At 43.5% G+C, this 17,262-nt stretch carries 11 protein-coding genes; 1 reads left to right on the forward strand and 10 read right to left on the reverse strand.

Annotated elements, in window-relative coordinates; translation table 11 throughout:
* Positions 1–2 precede the first annotated feature (2 nt).
* The 5 genes from GL182_RS12255 to GL182_RS12275 form a co-directional block, all read right to left on the reverse strand.
* Positions 3–2,507, reverse strand: coding sequence for a sodium:solute symporter (locus tag GL182_RS12255; RefSeq protein WP_163379965.1), 2,505 nt, complete (start codon positions 2,505–2,507; stop codon positions 3–5).
* Complete coding sequence (locus GL182_RS12260) at positions 2,507–3,256, reverse strand: phytanoyl-CoA dioxygenase family protein (protein ID WP_240469808.1); 750 nt, start codon at positions 3,254–3,256, stop codon at positions 2,507–2,509. The genes GL182_RS12255 and GL182_RS12260 overlap by 1 nt, the downstream gene beginning before the upstream one ends.
* Positions 3,257–3,307: 51 nt before the next feature.
* Positions 3,308–4,234 carry a 3-hydroxyacyl-CoA dehydrogenase NAD-binding domain-containing protein gene (locus GL182_RS12265; protein WP_163379966.1) on the reverse strand — a complete coding sequence of 309 codons (927 nt, stop codon included), beginning with the start codon at positions 4,232–4,234 and terminating at the stop codon, positions 3,308–3,310.
* An 87-nt stretch (positions 4,235–4,321) separates the two neighbouring features.
* Entirely contained in the window at positions 4,322–5,632 is a 1,311-nt protein-coding gene (locus GL182_RS12270; protein WP_163379967.1) for an aspartate aminotransferase family protein, read from the reverse strand.
* A gap of 5 nt (positions 5,633–5,637) precedes the next feature.
* On the reverse strand, positions 5,638–6,606 hold the full coding sequence (locus GL182_RS12275) for a 3-hydroxyacyl-CoA dehydrogenase family protein (protein ID WP_163379968.1): 969 nt from the start codon (positions 6,604–6,606) through the stop codon (positions 5,638–5,640).
* Between the two features lie 558 nt (positions 6,607–7,164).
* Here GL182_RS12275 and GL182_RS12280 point away from each other — a divergent pair.
* The gene (locus GL182_RS12280) at positions 7,165–8,043 is read left to right on the forward strand and encodes an AraC family transcriptional regulator (protein ID WP_163379969.1); all 879 of its coding nucleotides are present in this window, start codon (positions 7,165–7,167) and stop codon (positions 8,041–8,043) included.
* A gap of 519 nt (positions 8,044–8,562) precedes the next feature.
* On the opposite strand, the gene GL182_RS12285 is transcribed toward GL182_RS12280, so the two are convergent.
* From GL182_RS12285 to GL182_RS12305, 5 genes are all read right to left on the reverse strand, one after another.
* On the reverse strand, positions 8,563–9,705 hold the full coding sequence (locus GL182_RS12285) for a DUF4221 family protein (protein ID WP_163379970.1): 1,143 nt from the start codon (positions 9,703–9,705) through the stop codon (positions 8,563–8,565).
* Between the two features lie 826 nt (positions 9,706–10,531).
* Positions 10,532–11,641 (reverse strand): DUF4221 family protein, encoded by a 1,110-nt coding sequence (locus tag GL182_RS12290; protein ID WP_163379971.1) that lies wholly within the window; start codon positions 11,639–11,641, stop codon positions 10,532–10,534.
* A gap of 18 nt (positions 11,642–11,659) precedes the next feature.
* Positions 11,660–12,850 carry a hypothetical protein gene (locus GL182_RS12295; RefSeq protein ID WP_240469809.1) on the reverse strand — a complete coding sequence of 397 codons (1,191 nt, stop codon included), beginning with the start codon at positions 12,848–12,850 and terminating at the stop codon, positions 11,660–11,662.
* A 931-nt stretch (positions 12,851–13,781) separates the two neighbouring features.
* Entirely contained in the window at positions 13,782–14,969 is a 1,188-nt protein-coding gene (locus GL182_RS12300) for a hypothetical protein (protein ID WP_163379972.1), read from the reverse strand.
* A gap of 1,019 nt (positions 14,970–15,988) precedes the next feature.
* On the reverse strand, positions 15,989–17,143 hold the full coding sequence (locus tag GL182_RS12305) for a hypothetical protein (RefSeq protein WP_163379973.1): 1,155 nt from the start codon (positions 17,141–17,143) through the stop codon (positions 15,989–15,991).
* Between the last annotated feature and the right edge of the window lie 119 nt (positions 17,144–17,262).

Here is a 17,262-nt window from a genome sequence, read left to right on the forward strand (position 1 = left end):
CTTTATTCCTTTTCTGAAGAAGCCTTGAATATCGCTGCTTCCCGGCTGCGCTTGGCCATGGTCTCCGGGTTTCCCAGCACTTTTACATCCAGAAAACTAAAAAAGCTTCCCAAAACCATTCCCACCAAAAGGGATACCGGCATGATGAACAGCACTTCAATTCCCATAAACTTAAAAAAGGCAATGGCTACGGCCATGCCCACACTTCCTATTCCACCCCAAAAAGTACCCCGTGCGGTGGCAAAAGGGACAAAAAGGGCCATAAAAAACAGTACAAACAGGGGCGAAACAAATAAATTCACCACCTTGACAATCACATCGTACAAATTGCCCTCCACCCTGCTAATCAGAACGCTAAGCACCAGAGCAAAGACCCCGACAAAGAAAGAAAGGTTGCGCACGCTGGACATTTGGTTTTTTGGGGCTTTGTAATTCTTGGTAAACCTTTTGATCAGGTCCTCTGAGATCACGGAAGAGGTACTGTTAAGGCCGGAGGAAAGGCTGGACATGGCCGCTGCCAGAATACCTGCCGCCACCAAACCGGAAATGCCCACCGGCAAACCCACCAGAATAAATTTGGGAAACAGCTGGTCTGCATGGGTAGCCACTGATTCCCCGGGTCCCATATATTGGGGAAAGGCAATAAAATAGGCCAGTACGGCCAGGCCCACCAGGCCCAGCAAGGTTTGTACTACAAAGGTGGTGATCAGCGAAACCCCAAAGGTTTTCCTGGCGGTCTGTACATTTTCCGTCGCCAGAAAGCGCTGAATGGACATCTGGTCCGATCCGGAAGAGGCCACGTACCAGACAAAGGTAGTTAGCAGGGCATTGCCGATCGTGAGGCGCTCCATGGCGTCCAGCCCAAATTTTAACTCCCCCCAATGTCCCAGCCACTCATCCGGAATCCAGGAGGTAAAGGAACCAAAGGTATAGCTCACCACCAGAAGGGTAAGGATGGCTCCACCCATTAACACCCCGGATTGGATCACATCAGTAAAAACCACCGCTTTTAATCCTCCCAGGGTGGTATAAAATATGGTAATACCCATCAGCAAGACACTGATAATCAGTGTATATTTGGGGTCAAAACCAAATATGGCCAGGATAGCGGTATGTACGGTGATAAAAATAATGGTACCCATCCAGAGGAACCTCAGGGACAGGAAAAAGAAAGTGGCCAGCAGCCGGATGCTAACCCCTAAATTGATCTCCAGTATTTCATAGGCACTGGTCACCCTCAGCTTCATAAATTTGGGAATCAAAAACCATCCCACCACATAATAGATCAATGGAAAGACCAGAATCCCGGAAAAGATTACCGGGCCATATTTGACCATTTCTCCGGGATAGGAAAGGTAACTCAATGAACTTAACAGCGTCGCAAACAGCGACAGCCCGACGGCTATGGGGTTCATTTTGCCCCCGCCCAAATAGTAGTCCTTTTCATTTTTGTTCTTTTTGGAAAAATAATAGCCAATGCCTACCATTCCTGCCAGGTAAAAAATCACCATCAGCCAGTCGGCCAAAGCCAGGGTATGCTCCTGCCGCCTGTCCAGGGTCAAGATACTGTATGCCGCTGTGGCCCTGATGTCGGCATTCGCTTGACCTAAAGGGCCTGCATTTTCGGGCGCTACAGGCTCTTCCAAGGGATTTTTGTTTTCCAGCAGGTCCTTAAGTACTGGTAAATCCCCTGCTTGTCCGGCCTTTCCCAAAGCGATGGCCATCTCCATGCGCTCCCCCTTGTTGGGAGCGTTTTTGTAAGCCAGCAATTCCTCCTTGATAGAATGGAAGGTACTGGAATTTCTTTCATTTTCGAGGGCATGAACATAGGCAGCAGCCAGCAGATACACCCTTGCCAGGGAATTATCGGGCACTGCCAACGCTTCCCGGGCCAGTTCGTCCCAGGGTATCATATTTTCTTCATTTCTGATGGCATAGGCCGCCTGCATGCGGAGAAGGTCATCCAGTTGCCTGTCCAGTGCCAGGTCCATTAGTGCCGAAATATCATCTTCTCCCTGAAGGCTGCTCCATAGGGTGTACACATAAAGCGAGTTGATGGGACCCTTCAAAACCTCTTGGGTTGCCTCGGGTGCCCATTCGTTCAGGTTATGGCCCAGTTTGGCCATGGTTTCGGCAGCATGAATCCGGTCCGCTCCTTGTTTGTTCTGAAAAGCCTTTACAATTTTATCAATATACTCCTTTTCTGAAGCCGGATCGGATTGGGCCAAAACCCGCCAAATACCTATCCGGTAAGGGGACTGGGATTCCCATTTGCTTTTTTCTTCCAGAAAAGTCTCCCGGACCGATTCCCGGTACCCGGACCAAATTTTATATTCCGCTGCATGCACCTTCACCCAGGATTCCTGGCTTTGCATCACCTGGTCCAATTCCTTCACCGCTTTTTCCCTCAAATCATCACTGACGGTGTTGTCTTTTTTGTCACAGCCAAAAAACAATAAAAGAAATAAGCAAAGCAGGCAGGAAAGGGATGGTTTCTTGTATTTCATCAGGTGCTTTGGTTCAATGCTTTAACATACGCTGCTTTGGCGGCCACATCTTCTTTGGCTGATGTGCCAAAATAAATCAATCCCATGGCTTTTCGGCTTCTTTGGCTGCTGGTGTTTGGGCTGGCCCGGTGGATGGTCAACGCGTGGTGTACCAGCAAATCCCCGGGCCTGGCGGGAAAAAATACCTCGTTTTCCAGGTCTTCCGGAGTGCCAAAATCTGCAATCCCCTGTGAAAACCCCAGTGTTTGGGTGGGCGAATGGTCCCTCATTCCCTTTTTATGGGATCCCCGGACATAACTTACCCAGCCGTTTTCCTGGTCCACTTCCTCCAGTGCCAGCCACATGGTAACCGCACTCATGGGGTCCAGCATAAAATAAAACCCGTCCTGATGGGGAGGAGTGGCTTTGCCTATTTTGGGAGGTTTGTTAAAGTACTCCAGGGTTTTACCAATGACTTTTTCTTCCAATAAATGTTCAGCCAGCTTTGTAAAGGTGCTGTCAAAGAGGACCTCCGCAAAAAAGGGATCGTATAGCTGAAGGTCCTGCAGCATCTTCAGGGTAGTGGCATCTCCCTTCACCTCATATTTGACATGCTCGGAGGGCATATTGGCAACTTTGGTATTCACCAGGTCCTTTAATCTGGCGTTGATCTCCGCCACCTGGTCCTGCTTTAGAAACCCGGGCAAATGAACATATCCGTTTTCAATAAATGATTTTTTAACTTTCGAAGCATCCATTTCTATGGTCATTGTTTGTTGCTTTTGATACCACTACCGATAAATGTTGTCCCCGGAGGGAATTTACTCCTCTGCTCCACGCCCATCCTTTGGAAAAGGGTACTTTTCCATCAGGGCTCTCATTTCCTTGCTGAATTCCAAAAAGGAATGTTCCAGTTTCTCCTTCCCGGAGGGAGAATGGGAATGGTATCCCTGGTCAGTCCCCCTTTCTTTCTTGATCATTTCATCAAAAAAGCCGGGCACCTCCCTGGCATTGGACAGTTCGGGATTGAGGTCTTTCATGACCACCCCATATATGAAGGTACCCATCAGATCCATGTACCGGCAATTTCCGGAAAAAGGAAGATAATAACCCGGATCATTTCTGCAGGCCCTATCAATGTCTGTAACTTCCACATACCCATTTTCCACCAGGTAAAAGGCTTCCCTGGCCATGGCAGCGATCAATCGGCTCCGGATTCCCTTACCCCCCATCAACAAGTAGGGATCTTTGCCCCATTTTTTACGGGCAAGGGTCATCAAAGCAGCTAGCATCTCACTATCCGTTTGCTGATTGGCGATAACTTCCAAAAATAAGGTTTGGTGTGCAGGGTAGGTCCAGTTTACGCCCAGCAGCCTGGAAGGTGCCTGTACCTGGTTTTGCAGGTGCTCCAAAGGGATACTTTCCGAATTAATGGCGATCAGGGCATTCTGGTCCGCCGCATGATCAATTTTCTTCAGGTAGTTTTCTTTTTCTCCTGTCTTTTCTGTTGTACAGGCCACCACGATCTGAAATCCCTTCAGACTGGTAGGGTAGGCAAAATTTTCTTCCCAATCAAAGGTACCCGATGGAGAAAGGCCGGCAATCTCCGACAGCCTATCTACCTCTTCGGTAGGATTCCCGGAAGAAAAGCATTTGAGCTGATGCCCTGCCTGTAGGAGACAGCAAATCACGGAAGGTAACATTTTACCCTCCCCCACCACTGCTACCTTACAATTGAGGTATTTCATGTGTTTATAATTTGTATTAAGTGGTCAGATGGAATCTCACATGCTTAACGGTCATCCCACTGGATGGCGATATCGTTATGCTCGATTTCATTTTTCCTGATGGGTTAAAACTTCTTTGACCAGTCCGAGAGCCTCGTCTACTTCCGCTTCCGTATGCACTGCGCTGATGTACCAAAGCCCTCTTCCTATCACCCGTAAGCCCTTGTCATGCAAGGCAGCAATAAAGGATTTTAATTTCCCCTTATCGAAGCGGAGCACATCCCGGAAATCTACCGCCCTTTCCATATCTGTAAATCCGGTATGCACCACCGGACCAATGCCCGATACCAGCATTTGATGTCCGGTAGTTTGGGCTATTTCCCGGAGGCCCTTTCTCAGCCTCTCACCCAGGGCAAACATCCTGGGATAAGGATCCTCCCTTTCCAGTATGCTAACCGTGGCCAGAGCGGCTGCCACGGTAGGGTTTCCGGTGTTCATGGTGCCTGCATGGATCACCCTGGCTGTGGCGATTTCCTCCATCCATTCCTTTTTGCCCACGATGGCGCTGATGGGGTAACCACTTGCGATGGCTTTGGCAAAGACGGCCATATCCGGGGTAACCCCATAAAATGACTGCGCCCCACCCAGTCCTAACCTGAACCCGGTAATCACTTCATCAAAAATAAGGGCTATGCCATATTGGGTACACAGGTCTCTCAGCCCTTGAAGAAACCCTTCTTCAGGGGTAATACAGCCATTGTTACACATCACAGGTTCCGTAATGATAGCAGCCAACTCCTGGTGGTGCTTAGCCACGTGTCGCTCAACCAAATCTAAATCGTTCCAGGGCAGGAGGAAACTTTCCTCCTTTGATCCCGGGGGTAAGCCCTGACTCCAGGGGTGCATTACAGGGCTTTCCCTGGAACCCATGGCCTCCGGTGATGGGGTAGAGATCCCGAAGCAAACGTTGTCCAACCAACCATGGTAATGGCCTTCAAACCTCAGGAACTTACTTTTTCCTGTCTTGGACCTGGCTACCCGCAATGCAGTCTGTACTGCTTCCGACCCGTCCAGGCAAAAACGCATCATCTCGGCAGCGGGAATGACTTTCTGCAGCTTTTCTGCCAATTCAATTTCCCTGGCATGCTGCCCGGCAAAAAGTTGACCCTGAAGGGATTCCTGATGGACTGCATCCAAAACTTCCGGATGGGAGTGCCCCAAAATCAATGGCCCCTGGCTCAGGGTAAAGTCCAGGTATTCATTGCCGTCCACGTCATAAACCCTACTACCCTTGCCATGGGTATAAAAAAGGGCATGGGGATGGTTGTACTTTCTGAATTCAGAAGATACTCCCGAAGCCAATACTTTTTTTGCCCTTTCCAGCCATGCTGCAGATTGTTGATAGTTGTATTCTTCCATAGGTCCTATGATTCTTTTTGTTTTTGACAGGCTGCGGCCATCCGGAATATTTCCCGGTTGAATGCTGCAAAGGATTTCTCCCAAGCCTTCCCCTCACCTTGTTTATATGGGTATAGCCCTTTACCATTATGTACTCCCCTGGCTTGTATACTTACCATCTCCTGCATGCGTTCAGGCACCTCAGGTGAGTTTCCAAGCTGGGGAAAAATTCTTTTAAATGTTTCTCTGTAGTCAGCCAGGCCAAGTTGTTCCATCCGTTCAAATATACCCATAAAAGTCATCCAGGAACCTGCATCATAGCGGAATGCCTTATCGGCATCCTCAATGCTGGCCTCTCCCGATGACAGGAGGTGAAAAATTTCCCGGTACACGGCATACATCAGGCGGTTGGTTACAAATCCCCTGATGTCCTTTTGAAGAAATGTGGGCTCCTTGCCCCATAAATGAGCCAGCTCATACACCCAGTTTGCCAGGCTGTCATCAGTTTTCGCCCCTTTTGTGATTTCCATAAACCGGGTAAGATAAGCGGGTTCAGCCCAATGAATCCCCAGAAAACGTCCGGGGTTGGGGACCAATTCCTGAAGAAGGCTTACAGGAATGGCCGATGTATTGCTGGATATCACTGTGTTTTCACCGGTATGTTCAATGATATTCCGGTATATTTTTGCTTTGATGGTTTGATTTTCTACTACACATTCCTGTACCAATTGGCAATTTTCGAGGATGCTATAATCTTCAGAAAAATGAATGTGCCGATAATATTCCGAAACAGATGTATTCAGTAAACCGCTTTCTTCAGCATGCTTCAAAAGATGAAAGGTGGTTCTCTTTGCTCCTTCCAGTTCGTCTTTTACGGGTGCCACTGCCTTTACAGGATGACCGGCAATACATAAGGCAACGGCTATACTGCTTCCCATCAATCCCAATCCTACGACTCCAGTGTCAATTTCGGGCAAATATTTTGCATTTATCATCAATCACAGTTCATTGATTTAAAAATAATTTCATTATTGAAATAAAATTTAAGTGCGGCAATTACAAGATCAAAATTATCAGGATCAGGTAAATTTTACTATTCATATTATGTAGAATTATGGTACTATTTTTCAAAGCCTTACCGGGTTTCCAACGCCCATTCTGGAAATCAGCGCCGGTTGCTCCTTTGGATTAATCGATCCTTTTTGCACTTGATTTAGAACATAATCAACTCATATTCAACCCAAAATATGCTTTAATTCCTTTAATCCTCAAGCAAGATTAATCTGATGCATGTAAGATAAAGTAGGGCAAAAACCCCTAGGCAACTGTTACTATTATTTATATTTATGGTACTATTTTTCATTTGAGCTGCCAATCACTTTTATGTATTCATACTTTAAATTATATTAATAGGAAAAAAGGAAGACCCTATGAAATCGAGCCTGCCTGGGGCAGACAAGCATGACGCAAGCAACACAAGGAGGGATTCCCCGAAAGGTTTCGGGGAAACATGCGAGATTCCATATGGCCTTTAAAAAGCAAATTATAATCATATGAAATCGATCGAAGTAAGGCTACCACAGGATTTTGATAAATCCTTCATCGTATTTAAAGAAAAAGGCCAGTATTTTCCTTGCCCCTGGCATTATCACCCTGAATATGAGTTGGTATTGATTCTCAAAAGCCAGGGTAGAAGGATGGTGGGCGATCATATTGGTTATTTCCAGGAAGGAGACCTGGTTTGCATGGGTCCCTACCTTCCCCATGTTTGGGTAAATGACTCCGAATTTGTAAAAGGACAAGCCGACTATGATGCCGAAGCCATTGTAATCCATTTCCAGGAGGATTTCCTTGGAGAAGATTTTCTGAAAATACCGGAAATGGAAACCCTCAAAAATTTTCTTAAACTGTCCAAAAGGGGCATGGCCCTTAAAGGAAAAACAAGGGAACAAATCAATGCACTGATGGAAGGCATGATACACATGAATGGCATTCAGCGACTTTCGAGTCTGTTTTCTATCTTTGATATCCTCTCGCAAACCAAAGAATATGAATTACTGGCCAGTCCTGGGTACCTGGACCAGGTGGAAATTCAGGGCTCCGACCGCCTGGACAAGATAAAAGCTTATATACACAAAAATTTCGATAGGGACATTTCCTTACCAGAAGTGGCTTCCATGGCCAATATGGCGGTAACCACCTTTTGTAATTTTTTCAAGGAGCAATACCGGATTACTTTTGTGGAATACCTGCATACGGTGAGGCTTGGCCATGCCTGCAAGATGCTTTCCGAAACCGACATGAATATCGTAGAAGTAGCCTTCGAGTGTGGTTTTAACAACCTGGCCAATTTCAACCGGCAATTTAAAAAATACAAGAAAATGACACCCACGCATTTCAGGAAGATGGTGAATATTCAAGAAGTGGCGTGATGGTCTTTTATTGGGGATTGGGGGTTTGAGATTGAAAGGGATTGAGGGGAAAGATGGAGAGAGATTGATTTGGTTAAAGAGATTGAAGGGGAAAGAGATTGAAAAAGATTGAAGAAAAGAGATTGAGAGGGCGGGCTGCGATTGACAACGCTCGGGGAACAGATGGAGAATGCCGGATTTAATTTTTTCAGGAAGGCGGATTCGGCCAGGTTTGTGGTGATAAAAGTCCTATCCTAAATTTGGGCTAAAGGCCAGGACCTTTAATTGCTAATTTTTTTTGAACGGGCTAAAGCCGCATTCCTATTGAGGTAGGTTTGGATATTGGTTTATCTGCGAAAAATCGTCTACAATTTCAGGATCAATCCGATGAAATCAATTGCCTAATAGCTGTAGGTACTAGGGAATGCACCAAAATCTCTGGCTTTAGCCAAACCATCCATCCCAAAAGACTAAAAATCCCAATGTCACCATAAATACTCCGGCTCGCTCGTGGAATGGGTACAGGATAATATCCTAATTTCATTCACTTATCGCCACCCTAACAAATCCCATCTCATCGTCCATGTTTTCAAAAACCCATAGCATCCCTTCCTTGACAAAATATTTAGCAGAGGGGTTGATATTAAGCTCAGGTATTGGCATTTCACTTAGCAGATTGAATTCCATGTCAAAAACACTGAGAAATACATCGATATTAGTTGTTTCATGGAGTAACCTTCTCTCTCGTTTTTCTTCACCAAAAGTTCTTGAGGAAGAAAGCCTATAATATCTTTCCTTTTGCGGATCCAAAACCAAAGGGCCAAAACTTACTTGTTCGTGATAAGATTCCAGGGCATTGATCCTGTCCTCAATTGAATTTATTAAGTCACCTTCGGTAGCTATTGTTACCTTGCTTGGTGTGTGTTGGGAGGAATAGGTCACTTGTTGAAGTTCATCGTTTTCCGGAGAATACACATAAAAATCATTGGAAAACTCATGGGATACGATCACCTTATCCTGTTGACTGGTTATAAAGACCCGGGGATCCCATTTATTATAAGTTGTCAGATCTCCAAGTGTGTATTTTTTATAATTCTCGTTAGGATCAATTTCAAATGTGGAAATAAGGGTGTCCGCTATGTTTAGCTTCTTTAATGATATCCTATTGGTCGAATGGTCAGTAACCAATCCAAAGGCCAGGTGATCAAAGCTGGGATTTGCCTTTTGCTGGTATACATTTTCTTTGTCATCCATTCCTCCCTGTGCGAGGGAAATATTATTCCAATCAAATTTTTTCACCAGCCTGCCTTCTAAATTGAAATGCCCGGCATATTGCCCGGCCAGGAACAATTTTCCATTCCCCATACTTTTGAGCGAGGAGATCCATGAACCGGTACCATTCGGGCCTTCTTTTTGAAGCGGAAATTTGTCCACGAGTTCCAGCCGGTCCAGATCTATCTTTTCAATGCTGTGGTCAAATTCGCTGTAGTTATAAAGAAACGCATCTTCCTGACAGTAATCCGAGACGTGTAATAGGTATTCCAAGTACAAAATCTCCCCCATGGAGTCTACTACCACGGAATCAACCCTGTAAGAGATTGTTTCAACGTTTGCGGAGTCTTGTGGTTTTCCGCAGGAAAAACTTACAATAAGTAAAATACCAAGGAAAGTTCTGTTGAACATTGGATTTAAAGGTGTCTATTATAAAAGTAAAGCAACATTTCCTAAACCTATTCATTTTAAGCACATAATGGAAGTAAAATGATTTAGTTTAACCATTTTTAACTCCAAATCATGGAGAGGTAAATTGGTATTGGCTATTTCCTATTGAATATTTATATCAATTGCCTACTGCTTTAGCTGTAGGCAATAATGAATTCGTCAGCATCATTGGCTTTAGCCAAAACTTTATCCCAAACCCTAACATCCAAATTTATAGTTCAACCTGTGAATTGAGCAATTACCTATTGAAGGGGGTAATGGTTTGCTGGTGTTCTTCCCAGCAATTTTGGCTAAAGCCAGGGGATTTGAAATCTAAATTTACGAATGGGCTAAAACCCAATCCTATTGAGGATTGTTCGGTTAAAGATAGATCCATCATGATCCGGAACCCGCTTTACCTATCATCAATCGCCTGATAGCTGTAGGCAATCGGATTATTGTCCGCATCCCTGGCTTTAGCCGAATCTGGATTACCCTAAACCTGTCCTATCCAAATTTGGGCTAAAGCCCAGGACCTTTAATTCCAAATTTTTTTGAATGGGCTAAAGCCACATTCCTATTGAAGTAGGTTCGGATTCCGGGAGTCTGCAAATTTTTTTATAAGCCAAAATCCCTCTGCTATTTTGGAATCGTTCCTGTTGAATCAATTGCCTCCTGCTTTAGCTGGAGGCAATGTTGAATTTATCGATGTCCCCGGCTTTAGCCAAACCATTTATCCCTGAAAGCTCAAATAAGAATCACACCATAAATGCTTCGGCTCCCTCATAAACAGGATAACCTCATAATGCTATTCGCTAATCGCCAACCTGACATATCCCATTTCATCTTCCATATTTTCATACATCCAAATTTCCCCATCCTTGGCAAAATGCCTTTCGGGCTTTTTGGTCAATTGCGGGACTAACGTTTCTCCAATTTGATTTAAATCCTCGTCAAATGCGGTTAAATATACCTTTGTTTCGCTCTCGTTTTCCTCATAGGAAAACCGATAAAAACACTGCCTGTCGCTATCCCAAAAGGGTGACATGAAACTAATCTCTTGTTTATACCTTGCATATTCAACCTTAAATTCCTCAGGAGTTTCATGTACTTTCTTATACGCTTTCTCTTTTTGGTTAGCAGTAAGCTGGCTAGCGTATGATTTCATAAACAGAGAATCCATCTCTGTGTCATACCACATCAAAGCATTCGTAATTTCATTCCACAGCATCACTTTTCTACCAAACTTTTCTATCCCCACTTTTGGTGTTTGATGTATTGTACTCTTCCCCAAGTGGTACATAAAGCTATAGTCAGGCACCTTATCAAAGCTTTTTAGCTCAACTCTGGCAGTTTCATATTCCTCCAAATGGAGCAGTCCCAAAACAAACCTTTTATCCTCATATCCTTGAATCAATCCATATAATCGCTTGGTATCGGGGTCCAATAACACCCTATCTCCCTTTAACAGGTCGCCCCCGTTATGCCAATCCGCCAAAGAGAAGTTTTCGTAATAAACAGTCATTAATTTTTCACCTTCCATGGAGAATAAGGAGCTCTGATACATACCCGTTATGGAAACATGGCTTTCATCGATAATTCTCATCACCCCTATCCCCGGCCCGGTCCCGTTCGGTCCTTCTTTTTCAAAAGGGAGCTTTTCCTCCAAGCGTAACTCATCCAGATTAATTTTTTCCAGGGTATGGTCACCACCATTGAAATTATAAAAGTACTTTCCGTCCGTGCCCATGTCCGCATTCAATAGTTGATGCTTCAGAAATAAAATCTCATCTCCCGGTTCAATGATCACGGTGTCCAGGGAAAATTGCCGATTGGAAAAGTAGTCCGAACCGGTTTTGCCCATTTTTCCCTCACAGGAAACCAATAAAATAATGGCGAGGTAACATACATTCCGCATCTTGTATTAGTTTTAAAATCAATCCATACTATTCTTATTCTCCACCCTGAGTTCCAACCGAAACAACCGGAAATAATCTCGCTCCACTTCTTCATCCGGTTTTTCTTGCATCCAGAGTTCATTATTCCTGAGCAACATGCTTTCCGGAGTCAATCCATCGGGAACAAAATCAATGACCCTATGGCCTTCAGCGTCCAGAATAGCAATTCTTTTGGCATATTTTTTCAGCATTCTTTCCCTATATAGTAAATTTTCTGCCTGGGTCTTATTCTCGCTTTCTCCTTCCTTATCTGCATCCGAATAGCCAGGGAAATAGGCGATCACAAAATATCCATCTATCTTCTTGATATTCAATATATTGCCTGAAGTGAACATTAAGGTGTGATCGACGGAATTATCAATTGAACCCCTGAAATACCGGTAATCGTCCAAGTCAAAAGGTATACTTGAAAGTAAAGAATAGGGTTCGGTTAAGCTGTAAACATAAATCACGGGTTCGGCCCCAAACACCACATACATTTGGTCATCATCGATTGTAAATATTGGCCGCCAGGCATTCATGTAAAAGAATTTCCCGTTTCGAAATAAACTGCCTTCAGGAAGCTTGATAAAAGGCTCTCTGCTACCGGATTCTGGGTTAAGCAAAAACATCAAATCCATTTCCTCGTAAAACCGGGTATCAGATTCAGAAATGCCTTCAGGTACCTCTTGGTCAGGATATACATAACGATTGCCCGATTTTTCCATTCCAAAACCCATTGCATCCCTTCTAAAATAGGGTAGCTGAAATTTTTTGAGTTTTACCCTGTTTAAAAGCTTGCCTGAAAAATCATAAGTCATAAAACCATTGTATCCATAGACCAGAAAAGTATTGTCATCAAGAATTCTTAATGTTGACATCAGTTTTCCATACCCATCAGGGACATCTCCCAATTTGGAGAAGGAGTCGAGAATTTCGCCCTCAAAATTGGCAACCATGATGTCTTCAGTAAATTGCCTGTGCTCCATAAACAAAATGGTACCTGACTTAGGGTCAATGTCATGGACGGAAGGATTTCCGAGGTAATCAATCTTTATACTGTCCAGTTTTTCAAAATACACGGCCGTATTTGAACCTTCGTTTTTTTTATTACCACCTTCATCCTTTTTCCCGGAATCGCAGGAAAACAACAACACGACAAACAAAAAGGGAATAAAGATTCGATGCATAGCCGGTGAATTTTTCAGCATGGACAGAGGAAAACCTGTATTAATACCTGGGGTATATTTCAACTATTAATTTATTAATTAAAATTTGAAAATCAAACTTTTCTTAGGAGACCAATTAGATTTAAGATTTGCCCGATCCGAAATTTGGGCTGAGGCCCATGAACTTTAATTGACATTTTTTGGCATGGGCTATTTCCTATTGAAGAGTGATCGCCCATTGATTTCGGCCATAATTTGGAATCAGGGTTCTTTTGGTTCAATTGCCTCCTGCTTTAGCTGGAGGCAATATGGAATTTTGACTTCTTCCTAGGCTTTAGCCAAAACTTTATCCCCAAACCCTACAATCCAAATTTACAGTTCAACCTGTGAATTGGGCATTTACCTATTGAAGGGACTAATGATTTGCTGGTGTTCTTCCCAGCAATTTTGGCTAAAGCCAGGGGATTGGAAATCTAAAATTACGAATGGGCTATATCCTATTGAGGGTTGCTCGGTTAAAGATAGATCCATCATGATCCGGAACCAGCTTTACCTATCATCAATTGCCTGATAGCTGTAGGCAATCGGATTATTGTCCGTATCCCTGGCTTTAGCCGAATCTGGATTACCCTACATTTGTCCTACCCTATATTTGGGCTAAAGCCCAGGACCTTTAATTCCAATTTTTTTTGAATGGGCTATTTCCTATTGAGGTAGGTTCTGATTCCGGTAGTCTGCAAATTTATTCATAAGCCAAAATCCCTCTGCTATTTTGGAATCATTCCTGTTGAATCAATTACCTACTGCTTTAGCTGTAGGCAATATAGTTTTTGCCAACATCCCTGGCTTTAGCCAAATCAGGTCCGAAATAGGTCTAGCACACACTGTTTTTGGACCAAGGCTGAATTCCTAATAATTAAGTTGTTGCATGCAATGATCGCTTAGGCCTGATTCATTGATCAGACCGATCGATTTTCAGCCCCACCCGAAACAAACGGAAATAATCCCGCTCTACTTCCTCATCCGGTTTTTCCTGCATCCAGATTTGGCCATTTCGAAGAACCATAGAGCTGGCTATAAGCCCTTTTGGTTCAAAATCGCTTAACCTATTGCCGGAAGCATCGAAAACAGCCATTCGATAGGGGTATTTTTCCCGCATGCCCTTCCAGAAGTTAATGGCTTCCTCCGGCGTCAAATTGGCAAAAGAAGCCTCCTTATCCGCCGAATTAAACCCCGGAAAGTAGGAAACAAGGATATATTTATCTATCAACTTGATGTTTAGTATTTTCCCGGAAGTTCTGGCCTGACCAAAAAACCTTACATCGGAGGAATACTCATTCTCACCTTCAGAAAACCGATAGTCAGGTAAATCAAGTGGTATCTCTTCGAGCAAGGGATGAGGGGCAGCTCCATCAAAAATGTATACCCTTGGCTCCAGCCCAAAAACTACAGCAATTTTGTTCTCTGAAACCGTAAAGGCAGGAGCCCAGGCATTTCGGAAGAAATACTTTCCCTTCAAAAAAATACTGGATTTAGGGAAATGAAGAAGCGGCTTGGTTTCGCCTGTATGGGGATTCAGAAATACCAATGGATGCAGTGCTGCATAATCTTCCCCACCATTGGGCAAGCTAACACTACTACCTGTATTGATATAAAGGTATCCATCTCCTAACGGTTCCATGCCAAACCCTAATCCGATACGTGTAGACCCCTGATAGGGATTATCAGTATGTTTCACCAAAGATTGAAGCTCCCCATCAAAATTATAGGTCAAAAAACCTTTTGATCCATAGACCATGAAGGAATCATTTCCAGCAATTTTTAGCGAAGCCAACAAATTTCCGTAGGTGTCGGGAAAGTCTCCCCATTTCGAAAAAGATGTCAGAACAGATCCCTCAAAATCAGCTACCGTAATTACCTGGGAGGTCTCCTTATGTTCCATAAAAAGCACCTTTTTGGATACAGGATCAATGTCATGGAAAGTGGGACTGCCTAAGTATTTAATCCGAATACTGTCAAGTTTTTCAAAGAAGACGGATGTACCTGACCATGCGGTATCTTTATTCCCGGTATCCCTGTTTCCAGAATCACAGGAAAACAACAAAAGGACCATCCAAAAGGGATACAATAAACGATTCATGCATGGTGAATTTTTCAGCATAGAAAAGGTAAGACCTATTACGATACCTGAGATTTATTCAACTATTAATTTATTAATTAAAATTTTAAAATCAAACTTAAATTAGGAGCCAAACCCGATTTTGGAATTTGCCCAATCCGAAATTTGGGCTAAAGCCCAGGACCTTTAATTCCTAATTTTTTTGAATGGGCTAAAGCCGCATTCCTATTGAGGGGGATTGGGATTTCGGAATGTCCGAATATATATTTATAAACCAAAACCCTTCTAAAATTTCAGAATCAATCCCTTTAGATCAATTGCCAAATAGCTGTAGACAATCAGGAGTGCACCAAAAACCCAGGCTTTAGCCAAACCTGGATTACCATTCATTTCTCCTTTACCCAAATTGGGCTAAAGCCCATGACTTTTGATTGCAATTATTTAGGAATGGGCTATTTCCAATTGAAGAGGGATCGCCCATTGATTTCGGCCATAATTTGGAACCAGGGTTCTTTTGGTTCAATTGCCTACTGCTTTAGCTGGAGGCTATAGGGGATTTTGACACCTTCCTTGGCTTTAGCCAAACCTGGATTACCCAACACTTGCCCGATCCTATAGTTTGGGCTAAAGCCCAGAACATTTGGTTGCTATTTTCTTGGAATGGGCTATTTCCTATTGAGGAGGTCGGATTGAGGGAAATCCAGATTTTTATTAATAAACCAAAATCCTTCTAAAACTTTAGATTCATTACCCTTTGAATCAATTGCCTACTGCTTTAGCTGTAGGCAATAATGAATTCGTCAGCATCATTGGCTTTAGCCAAAACTTTATCCCCAAACCCTAAAATCGAAATTTACAGTTCAACCTGTGGATGGGGCAATTACCTATTGAGTTCTTCCCATCAATTTTGGCTAAAGCCAGGGGATTGGAAATCTATAATTGGGAATGGGCTAAAGCCCAATCCTATTGAGGGAAATTGAGGAGCTCCAAATTTTTATTTTTTAACCAATACCCCATAAAATTTAAAGATATAATTCCGCTCAAATCTCCGACTTTAACTCATAAACCGAATAAGTGGAATAGGTAGGTTCATCGTCTCCTCCATACTTGTCCCTAAACAAAAGTCGTTTGCCAGGTAAGGAAAGGATCTCAGAATGGGGTTCGCAGCCTGCTGGAAAGCCCATCTCCTCCTCTTGTTGCACCCCATCCTGGATGAGAATGAAATGGTACAAACCGGAATCTCTATAGGGAAAATAATTCGGGTCCTTGGCCCTTCTCGCCTCGGTGGCCGCTTCGGAAAGTCCCTCGAAATAAAGTACTCCATAGAAATCATCCTCAAAATTAAACAAGGCCTTATTTCTTGCATTTTGGACGGAAGAAAAACGCCGATGATCGAAATTCAGCATCTCTTTTAGCCCGAAATCCTGGTCCATATCGTAAACTCCAATAGTATTTGACCGATCGTAGGTCAGGTACAGGCGATTAGCGGCTTTGTCCAGTGCAAAAACCTGTACCGGATTTGCCCGTTTGGAATCTGGATTTACCGCTACTTCCGGCAGCAGTTCCGGATCATTGGCAAAGACCCATTCAAGCCCCCCTTTCCGGGGGTTGTAGCGTTCGATCAGGTAATCAGGACCGTCTCCCCCATTCATTCCTCCTGCAGAATTATTGACTCCTGAGAAAAAATTGGTAAAAAAATAGGGGTCTGAGGCATCCTGCAACCGGAAATAAGGAACCCTTAGCTGAGGACCTGAATAAAACCTGATCACCACTTCAGAAGCAAATCGTATCCTATTTTCCACTTCCCAATCGGAGTTATACCACAAAAATTCACTTGAGCTTTGTAGAAAATAGCCTCCTGCTTCCTGATTGAAGGAAGCTGCCAACAAACTGCTGTTGTACTCATTGGGACCCTCCCCTATCCGATAAACTGCTTCCAAAACCTTTCCTTTTCCATCCAACACCAAAAATTCCTCCGTAATTTGGTCATAGGCCAGAAAACGATCTTCTATTGGGTGATAGTCAAGCAACCTGACGGTATTTTCCCGGTTTATACGGATGGAGTCCACCTTTGCCAAATAATAGGTAGTAGCTTCACTCATTTCCTCTTCTGACTTACTGCTTGTATTACAGGAAATTACGACCGGCAATGCCATAATGATAAAGACTCCCGCTTTGTGTATTCTATCTAGCATCCTTATTGGTTTTAAAGATAGTTGTAATAAATATACACCTGATAAATAAGTTAAACAATTGTTTTATCAGTTATTTTACTAAATTATTATTATATACTTTTAAACCCGGATTATGCATC

The sequence above is a fragment of the Cyclobacterium sp. SYSU L10401 genome, assembly GCF_010993705.1.
Classification (GTDB): Bacteria; Bacteroidota; Bacteroidia; order Cytophagales; family Cyclobacteriaceae; genus Cyclobacterium.

Bases quoted from the DNA above. Each gene is read 5' to 3' on its own strand.
- GL182_RS12255 (WP_163379965.1), bottom strand. From the start codon at position 2,507: ATGAAATACAAGAAACCATCCCTTTCCTGCCTGCTTTGCTTATTTCTT.
- GL182_RS12260 (WP_240469808.1), bottom strand. From the start codon at position 3,256: ATGACCATAGAAATGGATGCTTCGAAAGTTAAAAAATCATTTATTGAA.
- GL182_RS12265 (WP_163379966.1), bottom strand. From the start codon at position 4,234: ATGAAATACCTCAATTGTAAGGTAGCAGTGGTGGGGGAGGGTAAAATG.
- GL182_RS12270 (WP_163379967.1), bottom strand. From the start codon at position 5,632: ATGGAAGAATACAACTATCAACAATCTGCAGCATGGCTGGAAAGGGCA.
- GL182_RS12275 (WP_163379968.1), bottom strand. From the start codon at position 6,606: ATGATAAATGCAAAATATTTGCCCGAAATTGACACTGGAGTCGTAGGA.
- GL182_RS12280 (WP_163379969.1), top strand. From the start codon at position 7,165: ATGAAATCGATCGAAGTAAGGCTACCACAGGATTTTGATAAATCCTTC.
- GL182_RS12285 (WP_163379970.1), bottom strand. From the start codon at position 9,705: ATGTTCAACAGAACTTTCCTTGGTATTTTACTTATTGTAAGTTTTTCC.
- GL182_RS12290 (WP_163379971.1), bottom strand. From the start codon at position 11,641: ATGCGGAATGTATGTTACCTCGCCATTATTTTATTGGTTTCCTGTGAG.
- GL182_RS12295 (WP_240469809.1), bottom strand. From the start codon at position 12,850: ATGCATCGAATCTTTATTCCCTTTTTGTTTGTCGTGTTGTTGTTTTCC.
- GL182_RS12300 (WP_163379972.1), bottom strand. From the start codon at position 14,969: ATGAATCGTTTATTGTATCCCTTTTGGATGGTCCTTTTGTTGTTTTCC.
- GL182_RS12305 (WP_163379973.1), bottom strand. From the start codon at position 17,143: ATGCTAGATAGAATACACAAAGCGGGAGTCTTTATCATTATGGCATTG.